This window comes from Bacillus sp. N3378-2at, assembly GCF_033412715.1.
In the GTDB taxonomy this organism is placed as follows: domain Bacteria; phylum Bacillota; class Bacilli; order Bacillales; family Bacillaceae; genus Bacillus; species Bacillus subtilis.
Window position 1 is genome coordinate 3,796,490 of the sequence record NZ_CP117986.1, and the last position, 20,527, is coordinate 3,817,016.

Here is a 20,527-nt window from a genome sequence, read left to right on the forward strand (position 1 = left end):
TTTGCTTGTATGGAGTTGTTGTTTATGTAAAACCTGACGAAGTGCTCACGGTTGACGCGGAAACAGGTGAAATATTGCGAAGGATTAGCGGCTGTCACCGAGACTTACTCGTGTCACAGGCGCTTTTTTACTGCCGGAATGCTGGCGAAGTGCCCAAAATCGCTTACCAAAAGGAGGAAGGCGCATGTACTGCGTATCTAAAATGACCAATCATTACGGAAGTTACGGCGAATCTGACTCATCATACATTCGCGAATCTCTAACCGGTCCTTTTTCCGACTTATTTCCGGACGGTCAGGCTTTTATCGAGCTGGACGAAGAAAGAGGCACATATAAAGTAACGGACCAGGAAGGCGGAGTAATCGCGTTTTCGACTGTTACCCGCAGTAAGAAAGCAACGGATCTGGAATTTAGTCGGCAGTTATTTAATGCAGCAGCCGACGCAGCATGTCATTACGGCGCTAAGAACGCGTTCGTGGTGAATGGGACAGTGAAAATACCGGTCGACGAGTACGAGGCCGAATTATTAAAAGCCGAGAAGGAGGACGATGGAGAATGAATGAATGGAAAGCAAAACGATCTGAATTAGAACAGCAGCTAATTGATGCGAAACAAACGGTGATTAAGTACGAGGGTACATTAAAGCCTTTCCGAACTGTTACCGAATCGGAGTATCGGAACGCAAGACGAGCGGTCATAGACCTGGCTACGCAAATTTCAGACGGCGACTACGAGGCCGGACGACCTTCAGATCCATACGAAGGGATGACCGCGCAGGAACTGCGGAGTCTATATGAGGAAAAGAAAGCGAATTATAGGGGGTACGCCGGCTCCGGTCAGGAAGCTGCGGAATTAATGCGAATCGACACTCGTATCCAGGCGCTTGAAAGCGGGGAAGCGGAGTGAACTACACGCTGTATTTAACGCAGGCCAGCGACGATCGCACAACAGTTTATTCGTACGCGCTCCACAATTACGAAGGGCTTCAGGCGTCCGGCGTATTCGTTGCGTCCGGAAGACGTCGGCAGGACACGTCATACTGCGGCCATATTGCGCTTCAACGGGCTTTGAGGGCGGCGGCTAAAATGGAAGGCGTCATTTCGCTCAAGGTAATCGTCGATCACCCGTTAATGCAGCCAATCATGTTCGAAACGATGGGAATCGACGAGCAAAAGTATCCGGAATTATGCCAGACGACAAACCGCCTGCTGAAACGTTTTGCATCACATGAACTGGCTGCGAGTGAATTCGTCAGTGACGATGCGGCTTGGCAGGAGGTCGCGGTGTTAGACGAGGCGTTGGACGCTCTAGAGCAAAATAGAACGATCAAGGGACGATGGCGGATGATTCGCGATCGATTTTTTAATATCCATAAAACAATACGGTAGGAGGAATTAATATGAAATTTTCAAAGAAACTTTCGGATAAGGTGACCGAATTAAAGGCGCTTCAAGAAAAGTACACGACTCAATACGAAAGGATGCGCGCCCATAACGAAAAAGTGTCTGCTGAACTTACCGCGGCAGAACAGGACCTCGCGGCGGCAATTGAAGCGCTGGCAGAGGAACCTTCGGAGGAGAATCGCTCGAAAGAGAAAGAAGCTAGACGGAGAGTTACGGAACTTCGTCTGGAAGCAGGCGGTGCCAGTGAACGTCGGGACGCAGTTTTCCGTTCGAAAACGGCTCAAATTACCGACATGCAGACCGAAATACTACAACTTGCACGAAAGGAGATCGTTGCCAATAAAACCGCGAAGGAAGACGGAGCGCTAGAACGAATTGCAGCCGCAAAGCAAGAGTATCTGGAAGCTGCGAAAGCATATCACGACTTGTTGATGGTCGATGGACAAGAGAAATTTTACGATCTAGCGCGTGAGATAGGTGTTAACGGAAGCACAGCGAAAGCGAACGAGCCTGGCTTTCATATTCACCATCCAATCTATACGGATAGAGGATACGGTAATAACAAATATGGGATTATTGAACTCGAAGTAAATCGTGCATGGAGACGCGGGGAAATTCAATAGATATCGAGACGCCTTTTATCGGGCGTCTTTTTTATTTGAAAAAAAGGGGAGATACCATGTTTACAGCAAAAGACATCAATGAATTAATGTTTAGCTGCACAGAGAAGTATAATGCGGAAGTATTACCTCAGATAGAAAACGCCGAGAGACGAGGACAGCTCCGTAAAGCAGCAAGGGAAGCCGTATCACTTATTAGAAAAACAGAATATACACTTCAACGGATGGAAGTCGATGAGGACCTCGAATCACATGTCAGTCATGCTAAATTGTATTTAAGCACACTTCGTAAAGGCTACGAGTGTATAGCCAAAGGTAACGCGTACAAAGGTGCACAGTATGACCGCCGAGCAAGAGAAATTTACGCCGAATACTTGAGAAGGTTCGTATAATGGCAGATCAATCGATTATCGTCCGAATTGGAACAGACATAACGGATCTTACGCAAGGGCTAAGACAATCAACGCAAAGCTTAACGGAATTCGGATCGAGAATGGCCAGCATGGGAGCGACGGTCGCGGCGGGATTCGGAGTAATTTCCGCAGCAACCGTCGGAGGACTGGCAGGAGCGGTTAAGGCTTCGGCTGATTTTGATACGGCAATGAGAAAAGCGGGCGCAATCGCCGGAGCAAGCGAGGAGCAGTTTAACGACATGCGAAACGCGGCCCTAGATCTTGGCGCTACCACGTCGAAATCAGCTTCGGAAGTAGCGGAAGCGATGACAGAACTTGCGGCGAAGGGTTTTGACGCTAATCAAGTAATCGCAGCTATGCCCGGGATCATAAAGGCGGCTGAAGCCTCTGGCGAGGACCTGGCGCTTACGTCGGACACTGTAACAAGCGCGCTAAACGCGTTCGGTATGGAGGCCAGCGATGCTACAAAGGTTGCAGACATTTTAACGGTCACAGCGAACAAGTCGGCCGCAGGTATGAGCGACATGTCTTATGCGTTGAAATACGCTGCGGGGCCGGCTCATCAACTCGGCATATCTATGGAAGAACTTTCGGCAGCAGTCGGTATCATGGTAGACGCCGGAGCTGACGGATCTCAAGCCGGTACAACGCTACGGGCTTCTTTGCTACGTCTCGTAGATCCTCCGAAGGCAGCGGCTGCAATGCTTGAGCGGCTTGGGGTGTCAACTACGGATAGTAACGGCAAATTTAAAACGCTTCAGCAAATTGTCGCCGAATTAAAGAAGAGTATGGAAGGTATGACAAAAGCAGAAAAAGGCGCTGCACTTGCTCGGATATTCGGTACGGAATCAGTATCCGGGATGATGGCGGTCATTTCTGCCGGACCTGCAAAACTCGGAGAATTCACGAAAGCCCTGGAGAATTCCGGAGGCGCCGCGGCAGAAGCCGGTAAGAAAATGAAACAGGGAATCGGCGGCGCGCTTGAAAACTTAGGCGGGGCCTTCGAAACGTTAACTATTATGATAGGTGACGAGCTTGCTCCGTTTGTGCAATCTCTCGCGGATAAAATTACTGATCTGATTAACTGGTTCAATAACTTAAGCGAAGGCGCAAAGCGCTTTGTCGCGGTAAGCGGTCTAATTATCGGAGGATTAGCCGGCTTCATTGCGTTGACCGGTGCGGCAATCGCAATCATCGGATCACTTATTTCAGCAACCGGTACCATAGTAACGGCATTTTCAGCACTTGCAACTACGATGGGAATGACGAGCGGAGCCTTACTGTTATTGCTCGGTCAATCCGCACTCATTGCCGGAGCAATCGTCGCGGCAATCGCAGCCATCGCGTTGTTAATCAAAAACAACGAAGCCATCCGCACTAAGCTAGAAGCCTTGGCGAACACGATCGGCGCAAAGCTAGCACCGGCCATTGCGACACTGAAGACACTATTTAGCGGACTAGCAACGGTTTTAACGGGCGACTTCGTAAACGGAGCCGATAAGTTGCGTCAAATTCTTCCGGAACCAGTCGTCAAGCTAATCATCGCAGGCGCTACGGCTGTACAGAACGCGATTACGAATTTGATAAGCGCAGTCAATAAAGCGTTTCAGGGCGACTTCAGTTCTATCGCGCAATACATTCCGACAATCGTAGGCATGCTGGTTGGAGGACTTCCCGGCCTAATTATTGCAGGAACACGTTTCTTGCCAGCAATCGAGCAAGGGCTGCAGACGTACCTGCCGACGTTCCTAAACGGCTTCGTTAATCTCGTAACTTCTGTCGTAAACGCGATCACTACGAATCTACCGAAGCTCGCGCAGGCAGGCGTTCAGATTATAACAGGACTTCTATCCGGACTTACGCAGGCGCTTCCGAATATTCTAACGGCCATTACGCAGGTCATAACGACGTTGGTCCAATCGATCACAACGCTTTTGCCGATGCTTCTAGGTGCGGGCATCTTAATCATCACGTCGCTGATTCAAGGAATTGTTTCTGCGCTTCCGGCAATTATTACGGCGGCAACGCAATTACTAACGATGTTGATTACGACAATTGTTACGTTACTGCCGATGATCATCGAGGCCGGCATCCAGATTTTGAATGCGCTGATTAACGGAATAATCCAGGTTCTTCCACAATTAATCGAGGCGGCGCTCCAGCTTATTATGGCGCTAATTGAGGCGATCACAACGAATCTACCGTTAATACTCGAAGCTGGCATCCAAATTTTAACGTCCTTGGTCGACGGAATTATTACGATGCTTCCGAAGCTAATCGAAATGGCGCTGTTCTTAATCGTCAGCTTGGTCCAGGCGCTGATTGACAATTTACCGAAAATCATCGAAGCAGGCGTTAATTTGATTATTGCGCTAGTCGACGGATTGATTAAGGCACTACCGCAATTGGTTTCGGCCGCGATTACGCTTTTAGGCGAGCTTATCGCTACTATCATAAAATTCATACCCGATCTAATCGATTTAGGTCTGCAGTTGTTGTTTGCGCTAATCGATGGTTTAGCGAAGGCAATTCCGGATCTCTTAGAAATGGGTCTCGAAATAGTTATGGACTTAGCGGGCGCAATCGGTGATAACGTAAGCAAAGTGTTCGACGCAGGGGCCGATTTGATTAAAGGCTTATGGGACGGTATTAACTCCGTGAAGGACTGGATTCTCGGGAAAATCGGCGACTTTGCCGACAGCATTACGGAGGGAATCAAAAGCTTCTTCGGTATTCACTCGCCTTCTCGTGTATTCCGTGACGAAGTCGGTAAGTTCTTACCGCTAGGTTTAGCGGTCGGTATCGAACGTAATATCGGAGCTGTTCAATCGGCGGCAGACGCAATGGCAAATGCGGCCATGATCGACGCACAGGACTACGCGTATAATCCGTCAATGGCGTTGACAGGCGGCAAGATGGCGAAGGTTAAACACGCCTTCGAAGCGTCGGTGGCGAAACCAGACGAGGGGCAGCCGGTGCATATCGAACTTGTGACCGTGATGGATAGCGAAGAGATCGGGCGCAGAACCGAGCGTGTTGTAAGTGTGGAACAAGGACGGAAAATTTCGATTAAAAATCTGATGCAGGGGTGATGGCGTTAGAAGACGAAGCAGGGCGGTTGGGAGGCCGCCTTTAAGCTTCGTTTTAAGAAATTTTAGAAACTACTTGCGCTACTGTACGTATTACCGATATAAAGGATAAGAGGAATACTTTGGGGGCGATAAGATGGGGGAACAAACAACATATCGATGCGATACCGGTTCCATAACAGTCGAACCAACGAAAATAACGATAAAACATGCACCAGGTACATATCACGCAGGAAAAGAAAAAGAAATTCGCATAAGGGCGATCTCCGCAGTCGAAATGAAAAAGCCCGGTAAGTTGGTCGCGGGGTATATTTCATTTATATTCAGCGGCGGAAAAGAGGCCTCCGGAAAGTGGACCGTAGACGCGGCCAAAAACGAAAACACAATGATGGTTCGGAAAAAGTACTATGCCGATTTCTTAAAGTGTAAAGCGTTAATCGACCAATACATCGAGGAAGCGCAGACTTCATCGCCAGTTAGTACGTCTAGTGATGCCGACGAGCTTATGAAATGGGCAGCGCTAAAAGATTCCGGCGCAATCACGGAAGAAGAATACGAAGTAAAGAAACGCGAAATACTTGGCACTTAGTGATCGCGATTAGCCCCGTCCTTAACTGGATGGGGCGTTTTTTTTATTTATACGTGGACAACGACGCTTGTCTTATGCGGGAAAATTGTGTAATATGTGGATAACGAAAAAAACCGTCATCGAAACGGTAATCATCGAGCGTGAAATACAATAACGTTACTGTTTCCGTGGCTTAAACGTTGATAAACTAGCGTTTCGGCCATCGGGGATAGGATTCCGGCTTCACCATCGACAATCCAAACGCCATCGCTTCATGCGGCTGCGGTTCTTCGTTCAGGACAGCAACGAATGCAGGCAAGCCTGAAGAGTGCTAAGCACTAAAAACGGATAGCAACTATTACTGACGCTTTTCTTAGCGATAAATCATCGTTAAGGGAGGCGTTTTTATTATGGGGAAATGATGCAGAGAGTTCCGGGAACTTCGGCAAGAGAAACGCTGCTTTGTTGTTTGATTTTTGTTGTAAATACAGCAAAGTTACGATATATTTAATGCGGAGTATATTTTATTGCATTTACAACAAAATCACGATAGGGAGTTGGTGATGAAGAAGATTTTTGGAATGGTAACAAGGTCAGTATGTGTTCCGTGTTTAAATATATAAAAGGGACACAAGACAATTGAATTTTAAATAAAGGGGCTGAATCCGAACAATGAGTGTAAAAATGAAAAAATGCAGCCGGGAAGATTTACAAACACTTCAACAATTGAGTATTGAAACATTCAATGACACTTTTAAAGAACAGAACTCACCTGAAAATATGAAAGCCTATTTAGAAAGCGCATTTAACACTGAGCAGCTGGAAAAAGAGTTATGCAATATGTCTTCGCAATTCTTTTTTGTTTACTTTGATTATGAAATCGCTGGATATGTAAAGGTCAATATCGATGATGCTCAGTCTGAAGAAATGGGTGCTGAATCACTTGAAATCGAGAGAATTTATATAAAGAACAGCTTTCAAAAACATGGGCTTGGCAAACATCTGTTGAATAAAGCGATAGAAATTGCGCTGGAACGTAATAAAAAGAACATTTGGCTAGGTGTGTGGGAAAAAAATGAAAATGCCATTGCCTTTTATAAGAAAATGGGGTTTGTTCAGACCGGCGCCCACTCTTTTTATATGGGTGATGAAGAACAAACGGATTTAATCATGGCTAAAACACTCATATAATATTTTTCGAAGGGTGGATGATGATGTATATTCCAAAATATTTTAAAGTCACAAATGCTGAAGAAATTTGGAATTTTGTACAAGAAAACTCCTTTGGTACGGTTGTCACAACAGAACAAGGAAAACCAATTGCCACACATTTGCCGTTAGGATTCAATAAAAAAGACGATCATTACTATATTACGGGGCATTTCGCTTATGGAAATCCTCAGTGGAGAACGTTTGAAGCCTGTGAAGATGTGCTTGTGATGTTTCAGGGACCGCACGCTTATATTTCTTCTTCCTGGTATTCGCGCGAAAATGTTCCGACGTGGAATTATCAGGCTGTCCACATGTATGGAAAAGCAAGTATGTTAGAGAAAGATGAATTAGCAGAAGAATTAACAATCATGCTGGAGAAATACGAAAAACATCGTGACAATCCTGTTTTATGGGATAAGCTTTCTCCAAAACTCTTAGAACGTGAATTGAAAGGTATCGTTGGATTTAAGATTAAGGTGGAAGATATTCAAGCGGCATATAAATTAAGCCAGAACCGAAATGAAACGGATTATATGAACATTATTGAACAGTTGCAAAATGAAGAAAATCCAAATGCAAAACAAATGGCAGAACTGATGGAAAATAAATTCAAAAAGCAAATATAAGCTTACTTTGCTGAAGAAGTAGCAGAAAACGCCAACTCAAGCGGAGAACCGCTGACTTGGCGTTTTTTTATGATTAATATTTATCCCCATTAAAAATGGAATTCTTCACAATCACATAATCCACATTGCGGATGGCGTCAAGCTTTGTTCCGCCTGCATAAGAAATAGAAGATTGAAGATCCTGCTCCATTTCAATCAGTGTATCCTTGATTGAGCCTTTATGCGCCACATGCATTTTTTTGCCTTCGACATTTTTCTTTTCGCCTTTTTGGAATTCAGAGGCTGAGCCGAAGTACTCCTTGTAAAGCTTTCCGTCTTTTTCGATCGTTTGGCCTGGCGATTCTTCGTGTCCGGCAAATAGTGAACCGATCATGACCATCGTTGCGCCGAATCGGATTGATTTTGCGATGTCGCCATGGGTGCGGATGCCGCCATCCGCGATAATCGGTTTGCTGGCAGCCTTGGCACACCAGCGCAGCGCCGCTAATTGCCAGCCGCCTGTGCCGAAGCCGGTTTTGATTTTCGTAATACATACTTTTCCCGGTCCGATGCCGACTTTAGTGGCATCCGCTCCCGCATTTTCAAGCTCTCTGACCGCTTCCGGCGTTCCGACGTTGCCAGCAATAACAAAGCTGTCCGGCAAATGTTTTTTAAGGTGCTGGATCATTTCAATGACAGCATTTGAGTGCCCGTGAGCAATGTCAATTGTCACGTATTCAGGAGTCAGATTTTCTTCTGCCAGCTGGCGGACAAATTCATACTCCTCATCTTTGACGCCCACGCTGATAGAAGAGAATAACCCGCGTGCGTTCATATCTTTAATAAAATCAATCCGTTTTTCAGGTTCAAATCGGTGCATCACATAAAAGTAGCCATTTTCGGCTAATGAAATCGCTAGTTTTTCATCTATAATCGTCTGCATATTGGCAGGGACGACGGGCAATTTAAATGTACGTCCGCCTAAACGTACGGATGTATCACATTCTGAACGGCTATTTACAATGCATTTTGCAGGAATTAGCTGAATATCTTCGTAATCAAATACGTTTTCCATGGTTTTCACTCCTAAAAACGAATATTTAAAAGTATAATATATGAAATGTTCGCCTTATATAATGTACTCTGTTTTATTTAGGATGTCAAACATTATGATTTGCTGGCAGGTGTGGTCAAGTGCCGAAGCTTGTCATGCAGGGTGAGTTTAGGTATCATAGTTTTAACGAATGGTCTTAGAGAGCGGATCAAAACGCGAATGATATACGTTCAGCAAAGCTTGGTCGTTCAGCACCAAGCTTTCTTTTGGCATGGACATGGGAAAGGAGCGAATAAAATGGCCCAAAACGAAGAAAAAACACCGAAGTCCCAAAAGATTCAGGACCGCATTATTATGGCAATGATCTGGGTAGTCGCAGCCCTTGTGATTGCGCTGGTTGTAGGAACTGCATTGAATTATATAAATATCTTCAAATAAAAAAGGAGCTGTGTCGCAGACACAAGCTCCTTTTTTTATTATTTATTTTCAAAAAGACTTGTTGAGTGAAGAGGCTGTACGCGGGCTTTCGGGTCCATGTAAGCCTTGGCGTTGTTCACTGCTGTCGGTGCCTCACCGAAGCCGCTGGCAATCAGGTTGACTTTTCCTTCGTATGTACAAATGTCACCTGCTGCAAAGAAGCCTTCGATATTTGTTTCCATTGTTGATTTTACGACAATGGAATTTTTCTCGATGTCCAGACCCCAGTTTTTGATCGGTCCAAGAGATGAAACGAAACCGTAGTTGACGATTAAGTCATCAATTTCTAAAATCTCTTTGCGGTCGCCTTTCACTTCTTCAAGCACTAGCTGTTCGATTTTGTCTTCGCCGATCAGCTCCGCAGGGACGAATGGTGTCAGGACATTAACCTTCGACGCATGAAGGTTTTCCACACTGTGCTCGTGCGCACGGAACTTGTCACGGCGGTGAATGATCGATACTTCTTTTGCGATCGGCTCAAGCATAAGCGCCCAGTCAACCGCGGAATCTCCACCGCCAAGGATCGCAACGCGTCTGCCGGCGAATTTTTGCAGATCATCAACGAAGTAATGGAGGTTTTTGCCTTCATACTGCTCGGCATTTTCAAGTTCCAGCTTTCTCGGTTTGAATGCGCCGTTTCCTGCAGTGATGATGACCGTTTTAGAGTAGTGGGTTTCTTCATTTGTTACAAGCTTAAACACGCCGTCCGCTTGTTTCTCAACAGATTCAACCGCTTGCTCCAGACAAATGGTTTGGTCGAATTTTGCCATTTGCTCTTTTAGGTTATTGATAAGCTCTTGCGCACGGATTTTCGGGAATCCCGCTACATCATATATATACTTCTCAGGGTATAGGGCGCTAAGCTGTCCGCCGAGCTGAGGCAGGCTTTCGATAATTTTGACTCTTGCCTGTCTCATCCCGCCGTAAAAAGCGGTGAATAAGCCGACCGGTCCCCCGCCTATAATTGTAATATCATAAACCTTTGTATCCTCTCGCATACGAAAATTGCCTCCTAAATGAAAATTGTTATTAATTATACCATATTGCCGTTCAAATTGACGAGTCAGCAGAAAAAATCGTAAGGATCTAACGTGCCCATCCGTTCTTGAAAATATTTCCGCAGGCCGCTACGATAATAACCAAATGAAATGATCTTTTTCTGAATGTTTCTTGGGCCAGCCGGATAAACATGATAATAGTGCTACGGGTAAGGACTTCACAAAAAACTTTTCAATATATTTCATAAAATCCCGCCAATAAGCTGAAGCTAACACAAATGATGATTTTATTATGGGTCTAACAAAAGCAAAAAAAGAGAAGGTGGATGTGATGGCATTGAATAAGCCCAAAATCGTGATTTTAGGTGCAGGATATGGCGGATTGATGACGGTGACAAGGCTGACGAAGTATGTCGGGCCGAATGATGCTGACATTACGCTTGTAAATAAACACAATTATCATTATGAAACGACATGGATGCATGAAGCGAGCGCGGGTACGCTCCATCATGACCGCTGCCGTTATCAGATAAAAGATGTAATCAACCAGTCACGGGTGAATTTTGTACAGGATACCGTAAAGGCAATCAAAATTGATGATAAAAAAGTTGTGCTTGCGAATGGGGAACTGCAGTACGATTATTTAGTCATCGGGCTCGGCGCCGTGCCTGAAACGTTCGGCATTAAAGGCTTAAAAGAATATGCGTTTCCGATTGCCAACATCAACACGTCGCGCCTGCTGCGGGAACATATTGAGCTGCAGTTTGCGACTTACAATACGGAAGCGGAAAAACGGCCGGACAGGTTAACGATCGTTGTTGGCGGTGCCGGATTTACGGGAATTGAATTTCTTGGCGAACTGGCTGCTCGCGTGCCGGAGCTCTGTAAGGAATATGACGTTGACAGAAGCCTTGTCCGCATCATTTGTGTGGAAGCAGCGCCGACCGTTTTGCCGGGCTTTGATCCGGAACTTGTTGATTACGCCGTACATTATCTTGAGGAAAACGGAGTTGAGTTCAAGATCGGCACGGCTGTACAAGAATGTACCCCGGAAGGAGTCAGAGTCGGCAAAAAAGATGAGGAACCAGAGCAGATCAAATCGCAAACCGTTGTTTGGGCGGCAGGTGTCCGCGGCCATCCGATTGTAGAGGAAGCCGGTTTTGAAAATATGCGCGGCCGGGTGAAAGTCAACCCTGATCTTCGCGCCCCAGGACATGACAATGTCTTTATTCTCGGCGACAGCTCGCTGTTTATGAATGAAGATACAGAGCGTCCGTATCCGCCGACTGCGCAAATTGCAATGCAGCAGGGCATAACGGTCGCTAAAAACCTTGGCAGGCTTATTAAGGGCGGAGAGCTTGAGGAATTCAAGCCGGACATTAAGGGAACAGTGGCTTCTCTTGGCGAGCATAACGCGGTTGGGGTTGTTTATGGCAGAAAGCTGAAAGGCACGCCCGCTTCGTTTATGAAAAAAGTCATTGATAACCGCTCGCTGTTTATGATTGGCGGACTCGGACTGACACTGAAAAAAGGCAAGTTCAAGTTTTTCTAAAAACCCGCGGAAGCGGGTTTTCTTTATTAAAAAACGCCAAAATAAAAAGAGAACGAGAGGAAAACAAGTATGTTTCCGCTTACATCAAAAGATTTGTCACATGATCTGACTTTATTGTTGACAGCTTGATATGGTATATTATCAGAAAATTAAGAAAAAGGGTGATGATTAGATGAAAACTGCAACGACAACCGCTTCACATGCATGCCCATTTTGTTCAGGAAAAGGATATTTTCAATTGATTCTCGGCGGTTCAGAGACTTGTCCGTCTTGCCAGGGGACAGGAAAAGACAGTCATTCTTTTTCCAGCCGTTGACTTTATTTCCACCCCCGCGTTACACTAAAAACAACGCAGGGGGGTGGAATAGGTTGATTAGTCTGCCAGTCGTAATCATCTCAATTGTTTTGTTTTTTGTCTTGTTTTTTGGCATCGGTTTCTTATTAAACATGCTGCTGAGAATGTCTTGGATTATGGCTGTGATTTATCCGATTGTATGCCTTTTCATTATCAGCAAAGATAAGCTGATCAGCTATGTCCAGTCGCCGGGAGAATCCTTTGCCAGCCTGTTTCATCGTGTCTTATCATTAGCGGCTGCCGATGTGCTGATTTTAGTCAGCGGTTTGGCCGGCGCCATCGTGTCCGGTATAGCGATCAACATGCTCAGAAAAAGAGGATATCAAATGTTTTAAATGCCGCTTTCTTCTAAAGAAAGCTTTTTTTATGCGTTCAGCTCATTCATCATTTTGAATAATGCTCTCTCCACTTGGGAACAATGATTCGGAGGAGAGGTGAATGATGTTGAATATGATCAGACGTTTGCTGATGACCTGTTTATTTCTGCTTGCATTTGGCACGACATTTTTATCAGTGTCAGGAATTGAAGCGAAGGACTTGTCAAAATGGGTGCAGGAACATCAGGAAAAGCACTTGAAGCATGCAGGACTGACATTAAAAGCATTGCAGCAGAAACAAACACAAACCACGTCCGCGGCTGAGGATAAAACTAAACCGTTAGAAGAGGCATTTGATTGGGATGAATATCCAGTCCAAAGAGTAACAGCAACAGGCTACACAGCAGGAGCTGAGTCGACGGGCAAAAATCCCGGTGATCCATTATACGGGCTTACATATTCAGGTGTGAAAGTGAAACGGGATTTATATTCCACGGTTGCTGCTGACCCGTCCGTTTTCCCGATCGGAACAATTTTATTCATTCCGAACTACGGTCTCGGCGTTGTAGCCGACACAGGATCAGCTATTAAGGGAAACCGCCTTGATCTGTACTTTGAGACAGTCAAAGATGTATACAATGAATGGGGCAAAAAAACCCTTGATGTATATGTGATTAAAAAGGGAACGGGAAAGATTACCGAGGATGAGCTTGAGAAGCTCAATGAAACAAAATCTTTGCAAGTGTTCAGAAATCAATATAAAACGGTGAAAGAATAAAACGCTCCAGCGAAAGCAGGAGCGTTTTTTTTACATGAAAAAGTAAGCGAGTACCAATGTCAGTAAAATACCTGTTAATCCTCCGAAAAAGACTTCGATCGGCTGATGTCCGAGAAGCTCTTTCAGCTTTTTTTGCTTTTCTTTCTCTGCAGCCTTAGGGAAGTCCTTCGCTTCATTTACGAAACGGTTAAAATCAATAACAAGCTTATTAATGACTGTTGCCTGCTCACCGGCGTGACGTCTGACGCCAGTTGCGTCAAACATGGTTATGACGGCGAAAATGGCGGAAACCGCAAAGAGTGAGGAGTCTAATCCATGCTCCAAGGCTACTCCTGTAGAAAGCGCAGTGACCGCTGCGGAGTGAGAGCTCGGCATGCCGCCTGTGCTTGTGACCAGCGACCAGTCCAGTTTTCTGGACACGATAAACTGTATGGGCACTTTGATGACCTGAGCAAAAATAATTGCGGCCAGGCTTGATAATAAAGGAAAATTCGTTAAAAGTTCCATCGGCGACATCCTTTCTATTTGAAAAATCCTTCGTGTTTCAAAAGAAAAAAGCAAGTCTTAGACTGTTGTTTGTTAAAATAAGTATAGTGGAAAGAATGTTTTTCCTATTATACCATTGTTCATTACAAATACCCATTACGTTAGGAGTGTAAGCCTCATGTTTTATGCGGTTCAACAATCAGAGCATACAGAAACCCTTGTGGTCGGGCTTTTTCAAAAAAGCCAGCTGACAGGAAAAGCGTTGGAAATTGATGAAATGCTCGAAGGCCATCTGACACAGCTTTTAAAAGAGGGTGATGTCTCTGCGAAACCGAATCAAGTATCAAAAGTATTCCCTCCATCTTCTGCGGGTATGAAACGGATTTATTTCGTTGGTCTGGGGAGAGAAGCAAATTATTCGTTTGAACAGGCGAAGGAATGTTTTGCCCATATTTTTCAAGCCATTCATAAAGATCGAAAACAAGAAACAGCTGTCCTACTTGATACGTTTATTTCGGAAGACGTGCCTCCAGCCGATGCCGCTCATGCTTTAGCTGAGAGCTGCCTGCTTGCTTCCTATGAGGTGCAGGATTATAAGCACAAATCAAATGAGCCTGACAAACAAATTGAAGCCGTGTATGTTGTAACAGATGAAGATACACAGGAAGTGCAGGCGGGGCTTCGCGTCGGCCAGGCATACGGACAAGGGACAAATTCGGCTAGAACGCTTGTGAATATGCCGGGAAACATGCTGACAGCGACTGACCTCGCTTCGTATGCTGAAGAGCTTGCGGCGAAATATGATTTTGAGTGTGAGATATTGGAGAAATCAGAGATGGAAGAGCTCGGTATGGGCGGAATACTTGCGGTAAACCAAGGCTCCACCGAACCGCCGAAAATGATTGTGTTGAAATATCAGGGCAAAAAGGAATGGGAAGACGTCGTCGGACTAGTCGGGAAAGGAATTACCTTTGACACAGGCGGCTACTCCATTAAAACGAAATCTGGAATTGTCGGCATGAAATCAGATATGGGAGGAGCAGCTGCGGTTCTCGGGGCTATGGAAACGATCGGAGAGCTTCGTCCTGAGCAAAACGTGCTGTGCGTTATTCCATCAACCGATAATATGATCTCCGGCGGGGCCATGAAGCCGGATGACGTGATCGTATCTTTAAGCGGAAAAACAATAGAAATCCTTAATACGGATGCTGAAGGAAGGCTAGTGCTTGCAGATGGCATTACATACGCGAAACAGCATGGCGCATCAGTTCTTGTCGATGTAGCTACGCTTACCGGCGGCGTCGTTGTGGCATTAGGAACAGAAACAACCGGTGCAATGACAAATGATCAAAGCTTTTACCAGCAGGTAGCTGATGCTGCACAAGAGTGCGGCGAGGCGATCTGGCAGCTGCCGATAACAGAGAAGGATAAAAAACGCGTGAAAAGCAGCCAAATGGCGGATCTCAGCAATTCACCGGGACGCGAGGGACATGCGATTATGGCAGGAACGTTTCTTGGTGAATTCGCTGAGTCAACACCTTGGGTTCACCTTGATATTGCAGGCACAGCGACTGCCAATAAAGCAACCTGCTTCGGACCGGCCGGGGCTACTGGCGTTATGGCAAGAACACTGGCTACACTTGCGGAGCGATTTACATTGGAAGAAGATAAAAACGAGTAATGAAAAATCCCTGCTGTATGATGCGGCAGGGATTTTTTCTTCCGAAATCTTTAGTTGACTAAAGTGGATCGGTTATGATACGATACGTTCGTACTTTATTTATCTACTACATTAGCAAACTAAAGGATTTTTGGAGGGGTATCATCATGAATGCAGTCGTCATCGCAGTCCTGCTTATGCTTGTATTAAGCCTGCTGCGTGTCAATATTGTTATCGCATTAATTATAGGCGCCTTGGCCGGCGGGTTAACAGGCGGGCTCGGTCTTGGCGAAACGGTTAAAGCTTTCACAGACGGTCTCGGCGGAAATGCCACCGTTGCAGTTAGCTATGCCATGCTTGGCGCGTTTGCCGCCGCTTTGACGAAAACGGGTCTTCCGGACGCAATGGTGGAAGCCTCCGTTAAATTAATCGGAAATAAAGAAGATTCTCGAAAAAAAGCACTGTCTAAGGTGCTGATTGTGCTGATTATTTTAATTGTATCTTGTTTTTCGCAAAACGTCGTTCCGGTTCACATCGCGTTTATCCCGGTGCTGATTCCGCCGCTTTTGAAAATCTTTAATGAACTTGAAATGGACCGCCGTCTGATCGCGTGTGTAATTACATTTGGCTTAACGGCTCCTTATATTTTGCTTCCGGTCGGTTTCGGCCAAATCTTCCAAGGCATGCTGAAGGACAATATGGCGGATGCCGGGTTAAACGTTCCGCTTGCTGATATTCCGTACGCACTGATTATTCCAGTTGCAGGTATGGTTGTCGGCCTTATTTTATCAGTGATCGTATACCGTAAACCGAAACAATATGAAACAAAAGACATTTCAGGTGCAGAAGCATCGCCATATACGAGAAAAAGTATTGGTATCGCGGTTCTAGCCATTGTTGTGTCACTCGGCGTCCAGCTTTACTTATCTCAGACTTTGGGAGTAGAAGGAATGATTATGGGGGCGCTCGCTGGTCTGATTGTTCTGTTTGTCAGCGGTGTGATGAAGCGTGATGAAGCGGACTCACTGATTACTGATGGAATGGTTTTAATGGCCTTTATCGGCTTTGTCATGCTTGTTGCAGCCGGGTTTTCAAACGTATTGACGAAAACCGGAGATGTCGAGTCACTGGTCAAAACGTCAGCTGGTTTTATCGGACACAGTCAGTCCTTGGGCGCATTGCTGATGCTCATTGTCGGCTTATTAATTACAATGGGGATCGGATCTTCTTTTGCGACCATTCCTGTTATCACAACCATTTTCGTGCCTCTATGCATGCAGCTTGGATTCAGCCCGATGGCAACGATTGCGATTATCGGGGCTGCTGCTGCGCTTGGCGATGCCGGTTCACCTGCCAGTGACAGTACGCTTGGGCCGACTTCAGGTTTGAGTGCGGACGGCCAGCATCACCACATTTGGGATACTTGTGTGCCGACATTTATATTTTATAATATTCCGCTTGTCATCTTTGGCTGGATTGCAGCGCTTGTTTTATAGGAAAAAGGCTCCCCTTTACTGGGGAGCCTTTTCTCGTTATGATAAAAAAACCGTCCAATAGAACGGTTTTTACGTAGATGATATGTGATTTCTGTTAAAGCCGGTTGCTTTATGAATAGAGCGGTAGATTGCTGGTGCGATAAACGACAGTATCACAGCCAGCGCTGTATCTTTTACCATAAACCAAATCATAAAGCCCCAAGCCGTGCCGTAGCTCACTGGCGTATGAATCCACAGCTTCAGTGCAAGATACATATAGGTAGTGCCGATGAGATACATGATCGCCGTTCCGATAAGTGAAGCAATGAGAAATCGAATTTTACTTGGCTGAATGTTTCGTTCTAAAAACCATCCCGCTGCAAATGCTGCCGGAATGTATGAGATAATAAACCCGCCGCTTTTCCCTGCAAACGGTGCGAAGCCTGCTGAAAATTGAGCAAACACAGGCGCTCCGGCCAATCCCACAAGTGCATATACAATCATGGCAATCGCTGCTCGTTTGCTGCCAAGAAGCAAAGCAGCCAAGAGACAGAAAAACGGCTGCATCGAAAGCGGAATGCCGGCTACTTGTAAAAAGGGTGCTACTGATGTAATGTTGGCCCCGACAGCCATAAGTGCGGCGAACATGCCAATCAGCGCCATATCTCCCGCACGAAGTTTACGTTGTTTCATCGTTGTTCCCCCTTAGGTTGACATACACAATCATAGAGTAATAAAGAACAAAAAGATTGTCAACATGATTTTAAATTAGGTTAACAAAAAGGAGGCCCATATGTATTTCGGAAAAACAAGACAGTCCGATCAATCTGGAAGAGTGCCGCCAAATCAAAACGTCACCACTTCATTTCCTGTGCTTCATACCGGAGATGTCCCATATTACGAAGATATGACGAAATGGAATCTTCAAGTGTACGGTTTGGTTGACCATCCGATGCTGCTAAGCTTTGAAGATGTCAAAGCCTTTCCACGGTATGAATCGAAAAATGACATTCATTGTGTCACGGGATGGTCAAGGCTTGATAATGTGTGGCAAGGCGTGCGGGCTTGTGATATAGCGGAAAAAGCGGGTGTAAAAGAAGAAGCTGGCTACGTCATTTTACATGCTGAAGAGGGCTGGACGACCAATCTGCCGCTTGATGATTTCTTAGCGGAAACTTCCCTTCTGGCTTATGCGCATAATGGCGAACCTTTAACCCCTGAACACGGCTTTCCGCTGCGGGGTGTGTTTCCGCATCTATATTTTTGGAAAAGCGCCAAGTGGCTGCGCGGCATCCAATTTACGAAAGAAAATCACCCTGGCTTTTGGGAGCGGAATGGCTATCACATGAGAGGCGACCCTTGGCAAAATCAAAGGTTTACATGGGATTAAGGTTCTATTTCAAATAGGACAATCTGCATCTTTATTAGGTTTTTACTTCCATATTGATAGTCTGCAGGTACCTTATTTGATCAAGGTGCCTTTTTTATTCGGGAAAAAGTTGACTTTCTTTGGAAGAAAACCTATTATTTGAGGTGTCTAGTTGATAGTGAAAATCATTATCATACATTGCGGTTTAGTTTAAAGAGAGGAATGTCGTACTGCATGAAAGAGCAAACAACAGACCGGACAAATGGCGGGACATCAAACGTATTTACGATTCCTGGTACGGAAGTGCGTATGATGTCTTCACGCAATGAAAACCGTACCTATCACATTTTTATCTCGAAACCTAGTACGCCGCCGCCACCCGCTGGTTATCCTGTGATTTATCTGCTGGATGCCAATTCTGTCTTCGGAACGATGACGGAAGCCGTTCGAATACAGGGACGCCGACCCGAAAAAACCGGGGTGATCCCTGCAGTGATCGTCGGCATTGGCTATGAGACAGCGGAGCCGTTCTCCTCAGCACGCCACCGGGATTTTACAATGCCAACAGCCCAATCGAAGCTGCCGGAAAGGCCCGACGGCAGAGAATGGCCGGAGCATGGCGGAGCGGAGGGCTTTTTCAGATTTATTGAAGAGGATTTAAAACCGGAGATAGAACGAGATTACCAGATTGATAAAAAAAGACAAACAATCTTTGGCCATTCGCTCGGAGGGCTTTTCGTGCTGCAGGTGCTGCTAACAAAGCCCGATGCGTTTCAAACGTATATCGCGGGAAGTCCGTCCATTCATTGGAATAAACCGTTTATTCTCGAGAAAACGGACCATTTCGTCTCTCTCACCAAGAAAAACAATCAGCCTATCAATATCCTGCTTGCCGCAGGAGAATTGGAGCAGCATCATAAAAGCCGGATGAATGATAATGCAAGGGAGCTTTATGAGCGGCTGGCCGTTTTATCTGAACAAGGCATACGGGCAGAATTTTGCGAGTTTTCAGGAGAAGGACATATTTCAGTTCTTCCTGTTTTGGTCAGCAGGGCGCTGCGTTTTGCGCTCCACCCTGACGGACCGCATCTTTCAATGGGCTGAGACATACTCAGCCTTGTCTTTAAAAAAATATTTGCCACTGAAATTATATTTGACTGTCCCATGACATTTGGATATGATTATTTTTATAATTGATAATGATAATCGTTATCAGTAGATTGCGTTTTTCAAGGCGCAGCAGTCTTTTTCGCTGGATGTCTGTTCGGCATTTAGAGCGAAGAAAGGAATTGATGATATGAATGCAAAGAGTATAGAGGGAAAAATTGCTTTTATAACAGGGGCTGCCCAAGGAATAGGCGAAGCTGTTGCGCGGACGCTTGCCAGTCAAGGCGCACATATTGCGGCAGTTGATTATAATCCTGAAAAGCTGGAAAAGGTTGTGAGCAGCCTCAAAGCAGAAGGCCGCCATGCAGAAGCTTTTCCTGCGGATGTGAGAGACAGCGCGGCGATTGACGAGATCACGGCGCGCATCGAACGTGAAATGGGGCCGATTGATATTTTAGTGAATGTAGCGGGTGTCCTTCGCCCGGGACTGATCCATTCGCTTAGCGATGAGGAATGGGAGGCGACGTTCTCAGTGAATTCGACTGGCGTATTTAACGCCTCGCGTTCAGTCAGCAAATATATGATGGACCGAAGATCAGGTTCGATTGTAACAGTCGGATCGAATGCTGCCGGTGTGCCAAGAACATCTATGGCGGCATATGCGTCTTCAAAGGCTGCGGCTGTGATGTTTACGAAATGCCTTGGCCTTGAGCTTGCAGAATACAATATTCGCTGCAACATTGTATCTCCCGGATCAACGGAAACTGACATGCAGTGGTCATTATGGGCCGACGAGAATGGAGCGGAGCAAGTCATAAAAGGATCACTTGAGACATTTAAAACAGGGATCCCGCTCAAAAAACTAGCCAAGCCTTCGGATATTGCGGATGCGGTGCTCTTTTTGGTTTCTGGCCAGGCAGGGCATATTACGATGCATAATTTATGCGTAGATGGCGGCGCGACCTTAGGCGTGTAACTGAATTTAAAGG

Annotated in this window: 24 protein-coding genes and 1 pseudogene; 21 read left to right on the forward strand and 4 right to left on the reverse strand. The window is 45.7% G+C overall.

All coding sequences use genetic code 11. The annotated features are described in order from the left end of the window. Positions 1-5 precede the first annotated feature (5 nt). The 11 genes and pseudogenes from PUN35_RS20350 to paiB all read left to right on the forward strand — a co-directional run bounded on the left by PUN35_RS20350 (position 6) and on the right by paiB (position 7,931). On the forward strand, positions 6-206 hold the full coding sequence (locus PUN35_RS20350) for a hypothetical protein (protein ID WP_033881469.1): 201 nt from the start codon (positions 6-8) through the stop codon (positions 204-206). Next, positions 185-559 carry a hypothetical protein gene (locus PUN35_RS20355; RefSeq protein WP_014480740.1) on the forward strand — a complete coding sequence of 125 codons (375 nt, stop codon included), beginning with the start codon at positions 185-187 and terminating at the stop codon, positions 557-559. The genes PUN35_RS20350 and PUN35_RS20355 overlap by 22 nt, the downstream gene beginning before the upstream one ends. Further along, the gene (locus PUN35_RS20360) at positions 556-906 is read left to right on the forward strand and encodes a hypothetical protein (protein WP_014480739.1); all 351 of its coding nucleotides are present in this window, start codon (positions 556-558) and stop codon (positions 904-906) included. Before PUN35_RS20355 ends, PUN35_RS20360 begins: the two co-directional genes overlap by 4 nt. 161 nt (positions 907-1,067) lie before the next feature. Beyond that, complete coding sequence (locus PUN35_RS20365; protein WP_225910695.1) at positions 1,068-1,388, forward strand: hypothetical protein; 321 nt, start codon at positions 1,068-1,070, stop codon at positions 1,386-1,388. An 11-nt stretch (positions 1,389-1,399) separates the two neighbouring features. Continuing rightward, a complete protein-coding gene (locus PUN35_RS20370) occupies positions 1,400-2,026 on the forward strand; it encodes a hypothetical protein (RefSeq protein ID WP_014480738.1) in 627 nt (208 codons plus the stop codon). A gap of 56 nt (positions 2,027-2,082) precedes the next feature. Further along, positions 2,083-2,415 carry a hypothetical protein gene (locus tag PUN35_RS20375; protein WP_033881466.1) on the forward strand — a complete coding sequence of 111 codons (333 nt, stop codon included), beginning with the start codon at positions 2,083-2,085 and terminating at the stop codon, positions 2,413-2,415. After that, positions 2,415-5,528, forward strand: a complete 3,114-nt coding sequence (locus tag PUN35_RS20380; protein WP_014480736.1) for a phage tail tape measure protein — start codon at positions 2,415-2,417, stop codon at positions 5,526-5,528. The genes PUN35_RS20375 and PUN35_RS20380 overlap by 1 nt, the downstream gene beginning before the upstream one ends. A 133-nt stretch (positions 5,529-5,661) precedes the next feature. Further along, a complete protein-coding gene (locus PUN35_RS20385) occupies positions 5,662-6,114 on the forward strand; it encodes an SHOCT domain-containing protein (RefSeq protein ID WP_014480735.1) in 453 nt (150 codons plus the stop codon). 218 nt (positions 6,115-6,332) lie between these two features. Then, positions 6,333-6,428, forward strand: a pseudogene (locus PUN35_RS20390) (iron-sulfur cluster assembly accessory protein); the annotation flags it as partial. A 337-nt stretch (positions 6,429-6,765) separates the two neighbouring features. After that, positions 6,766-7,284, forward strand: a complete 519-nt coding sequence (gene paiA, locus PUN35_RS20395; RefSeq protein ID WP_014480734.1) for a spermidine/spermine N(1)-acetyltransferase — start codon at positions 6,766-6,768, stop codon at positions 7,282-7,284. Between the two features lie 23 nt (positions 7,285-7,307). After that, on the forward strand, positions 7,308-7,931 hold the full coding sequence (paiB, locus tag PUN35_RS20400) for a protease synthase/sporulation negative transcriptional regulator PaiB (protein ID WP_014480733.1): 624 nt from the start codon (positions 7,308-7,310) through the stop codon (positions 7,929-7,931). Positions 7,932-8,004: 73 nt separating this feature from the next. Here the strand turns inward: paiB and guaC are convergent, their stop codons facing one another. Then, the gene (guaC, locus tag PUN35_RS20405) at positions 8,005-8,985 is read right to left on the reverse strand and encodes a GMP reductase (RefSeq protein ID WP_014480732.1); all 981 of its coding nucleotides are present in this window, start codon (positions 8,983-8,985) and stop codon (positions 8,005-8,007) included. 276 nt (positions 8,986-9,261) lie between these two features. Between guaC and PUN35_RS20410 the strand changes: the two genes are divergently transcribed. Next, a complete protein-coding gene (locus PUN35_RS20410; RefSeq protein WP_003228723.1) occupies positions 9,262-9,402 on the forward strand; it encodes a hypothetical protein in 141 nt (46 codons plus the stop codon). A 38-nt stretch (positions 9,403-9,440) separates the two neighbouring features. Here the strand turns inward: PUN35_RS20410 and yumC are convergent, their stop codons facing one another. After that, positions 9,441-10,439 (reverse strand): ferredoxin--NADP reductase 2, encoded by a 999-nt coding sequence (gene yumC, locus PUN35_RS20415; RefSeq protein WP_014480730.1) that lies wholly within the window; start codon positions 10,437-10,439, stop codon positions 9,441-9,443. Positions 10,440-10,770: 331 nt separating this feature from the next. Between yumC and PUN35_RS20420 the strand changes: the two genes are divergently transcribed. From PUN35_RS20420 to spsC, 4 genes are all read left to right on the forward strand, one after another. Then, positions 10,771-11,991 (forward strand): NAD(P)/FAD-dependent oxidoreductase, encoded by a 1,221-nt coding sequence (locus tag PUN35_RS20420; protein WP_033881474.1) that lies wholly within the window; start codon positions 10,771-10,773, stop codon positions 11,989-11,991. Between the two features lie 172 nt (positions 11,992-12,163). Continuing rightward, positions 12,164-12,307, forward strand: a complete 144-nt coding sequence (locus PUN35_RS20425) for a YuiA family protein (RefSeq protein WP_003243733.1) — start codon at positions 12,164-12,166, stop codon at positions 12,305-12,307. A 53-nt stretch (positions 12,308-12,360) separates the two neighbouring features. Further along, entirely contained in the window at positions 12,361-12,681 is a 321-nt protein-coding gene (locus PUN35_RS20430; protein WP_014480728.1) for a YuiB family protein, read from the forward strand. Between the two features lie 103 nt (positions 12,682-12,784). Next, positions 12,785-13,441 (forward strand): stationary phase survival protein SpsC, encoded by a 657-nt coding sequence (gene spsC, locus PUN35_RS20435; RefSeq protein ID WP_072175151.1) that lies wholly within the window; start codon positions 12,785-12,787, stop codon positions 13,439-13,441. 30 nt (positions 13,442-13,471) lie between these two features. Here the strand turns inward: spsC and PUN35_RS20440 are convergent, their stop codons facing one another. After that, positions 13,472-13,948: a divergent PAP2 family protein gene (locus tag PUN35_RS20440; protein WP_003244337.1), complete on the reverse strand. Its 477-nt coding sequence runs from the start codon at positions 13,946-13,948 to the stop codon at positions 13,472-13,474. A 157-nt stretch (positions 13,949-14,105) separates the two neighbouring features. Here PUN35_RS20440 and PUN35_RS20445 point away from each other — a divergent pair, with 157 nt between their 5' ends. Beyond that, positions 14,106-15,608 (forward strand): leucyl aminopeptidase, encoded by a 1,503-nt coding sequence (locus PUN35_RS20445; RefSeq protein WP_014480727.1) that lies wholly within the window; start codon positions 14,106-14,108, stop codon positions 15,606-15,608. A 146-nt stretch (positions 15,609-15,754) separates the two neighbouring features. Beyond that, complete coding sequence (locus PUN35_RS20450; protein ID WP_003228736.1) at positions 15,755-17,083, forward strand: Na+/H+ antiporter family protein; 1,329 nt, start codon at positions 15,755-15,757, stop codon at positions 17,081-17,083. A 69-nt stretch (positions 17,084-17,152) separates the two neighbouring features. Here the strand turns inward: PUN35_RS20450 and PUN35_RS20455 are convergent, their stop codons facing one another. Then, positions 17,153-17,755, reverse strand: a complete 603-nt coding sequence (locus PUN35_RS20455; protein ID WP_003228737.1) for a biotin transporter BioY — start codon at positions 17,753-17,755, stop codon at positions 17,153-17,155. 100 nt (positions 17,756-17,855) lie between these two features. Between PUN35_RS20455 and PUN35_RS20460 the strand changes: the two genes are divergently transcribed. The 3 genes from PUN35_RS20460 (at position 17,856) to PUN35_RS20470 (ending at position 20,514) form a co-directional block, all read left to right on the forward strand. Continuing rightward, a complete protein-coding gene (locus tag PUN35_RS20460) occupies positions 17,856-18,452 on the forward strand; it encodes a sulfite oxidase-like oxidoreductase (protein ID WP_003228739.1) in 597 nt (198 codons plus the stop codon). Positions 18,453-18,665: 213 nt separating this feature from the next. Beyond that, on the forward strand, positions 18,666-19,535 hold the full coding sequence (besA, locus tag PUN35_RS20465; RefSeq protein WP_014480726.1) for a ferri-bacillibactin esterase BesA: 870 nt from the start codon (positions 18,666-18,668) through the stop codon (positions 19,533-19,535). Positions 19,536-19,728: 193 nt separating this feature from the next. After that, positions 19,729-20,514, forward strand: a complete 786-nt coding sequence (locus PUN35_RS20470; protein WP_014480725.1) for a 2,3-dihydro-2,3-dihydroxybenzoate dehydrogenase — start codon at positions 19,729-19,731, stop codon at positions 20,512-20,514. The last annotated feature ends 13 nt before the right edge of the window (positions 20,515-20,527 follow it).

Excerpts from the sequence above, each read along its gene's own strand:
- guaC (WP_014480732.1), bottom strand. The coding sequence starts at position 8,985 with ATGGAAAACGTATTTGATTACGAAGATATTCAGCTAATTCCTGCAAAA.
- PUN35_RS20370 (WP_014480738.1), top strand. The coding sequence starts at position 1,400 with ATGAAATTTTCAAAGAAACTTTCGGATAAGGTGACCGAATTAAAGGCG.
- paiA (WP_014480734.1), top strand. The coding sequence starts at position 6,766 with ATGAGTGTAAAAATGAAAAAATGCAGCCGGGAAGATTTACAAACACTT.
- PUN35_RS20375 (WP_033881466.1), top strand. The coding sequence starts at position 2,083 with ATGTTTACAGCAAAAGACATCAATGAATTAATGTTTAGCTGCACAGAG.
- PUN35_RS20420 (WP_033881474.1), top strand. The coding sequence starts at position 10,771 with ATGGCATTGAATAAGCCCAAAATCGTGATTTTAGGTGCAGGATATGGC.
- spsC (WP_072175151.1), top strand. The coding sequence starts at position 12,785 with ATGATGTTGAATATGATCAGACGTTTGCTGATGACCTGTTTATTTCTG.
- PUN35_RS20450 (WP_003228736.1), top strand. The coding sequence starts at position 15,755 with ATGAATGCAGTCGTCATCGCAGTCCTGCTTATGCTTGTATTAAGCCTG.
- yumC (WP_014480730.1), bottom strand. The coding sequence starts at position 10,439 with ATGCGAGAGGATACAAAGGTTTATGATATTACAATTATAGGCGGGGGA.
- PUN35_RS20470 (WP_014480725.1), top strand. The coding sequence starts at position 19,729 with ATGAATGCAAAGAGTATAGAGGGAAAAATTGCTTTTATAACAGGGGCT.
- PUN35_RS20410 (WP_003228723.1), top strand. The coding sequence starts at position 9,262 with ATGGCCCAAAACGAAGAAAAAACACCGAAGTCCCAAAAGATTCAGGAC.
- PUN35_RS20460 (WP_003228739.1), top strand. The coding sequence starts at position 17,856 with ATGTATTTCGGAAAAACAAGACAGTCCGATCAATCTGGAAGAGTGCCG.
- PUN35_RS20360 (WP_014480739.1), top strand. The coding sequence starts at position 556 with ATGAATGAATGGAAAGCAAAACGATCTGAATTAGAACAGCAGCTAATT.
- PUN35_RS20425 (WP_003243733.1), top strand. The coding sequence starts at position 12,164 with ATGAAAACTGCAACGACAACCGCTTCACATGCATGCCCATTTTGTTCA.
- PUN35_RS20440 (WP_003244337.1), bottom strand. The coding sequence starts at position 13,948 with ATGGAACTTTTAACGAATTTTCCTTTATTATCAAGCCTGGCCGCAATT.
- PUN35_RS20445 (WP_014480727.1), top strand. The coding sequence starts at position 14,106 with ATGTTTTATGCGGTTCAACAATCAGAGCATACAGAAACCCTTGTGGTC.
- PUN35_RS20380 (WP_014480736.1), top strand. The coding sequence starts at position 2,415 with ATGGCAGATCAATCGATTATCGTCCGAATTGGAACAGACATAACGGAT.
- PUN35_RS20455 (WP_003228737.1), bottom strand. The coding sequence starts at position 17,755 with ATGAAACAACGTAAACTTCGTGCGGGAGATATGGCGCTGATTGGCATG.
- PUN35_RS20355 (WP_014480740.1), top strand. The coding sequence starts at position 185 with ATGTACTGCGTATCTAAAATGACCAATCATTACGGAAGTTACGGCGAA.
- besA (WP_014480726.1), top strand. The coding sequence starts at position 18,666 with ATGAAAGAGCAAACAACAGACCGGACAAATGGCGGGACATCAAACGTA.
- paiB (WP_014480733.1), top strand. The coding sequence starts at position 7,308 with ATGTATATTCCAAAATATTTTAAAGTCACAAATGCTGAAGAAATTTGG.
- PUN35_RS20385 (WP_014480735.1), top strand. The coding sequence starts at position 5,662 with ATGGGGGAACAAACAACATATCGATGCGATACCGGTTCCATAACAGTC.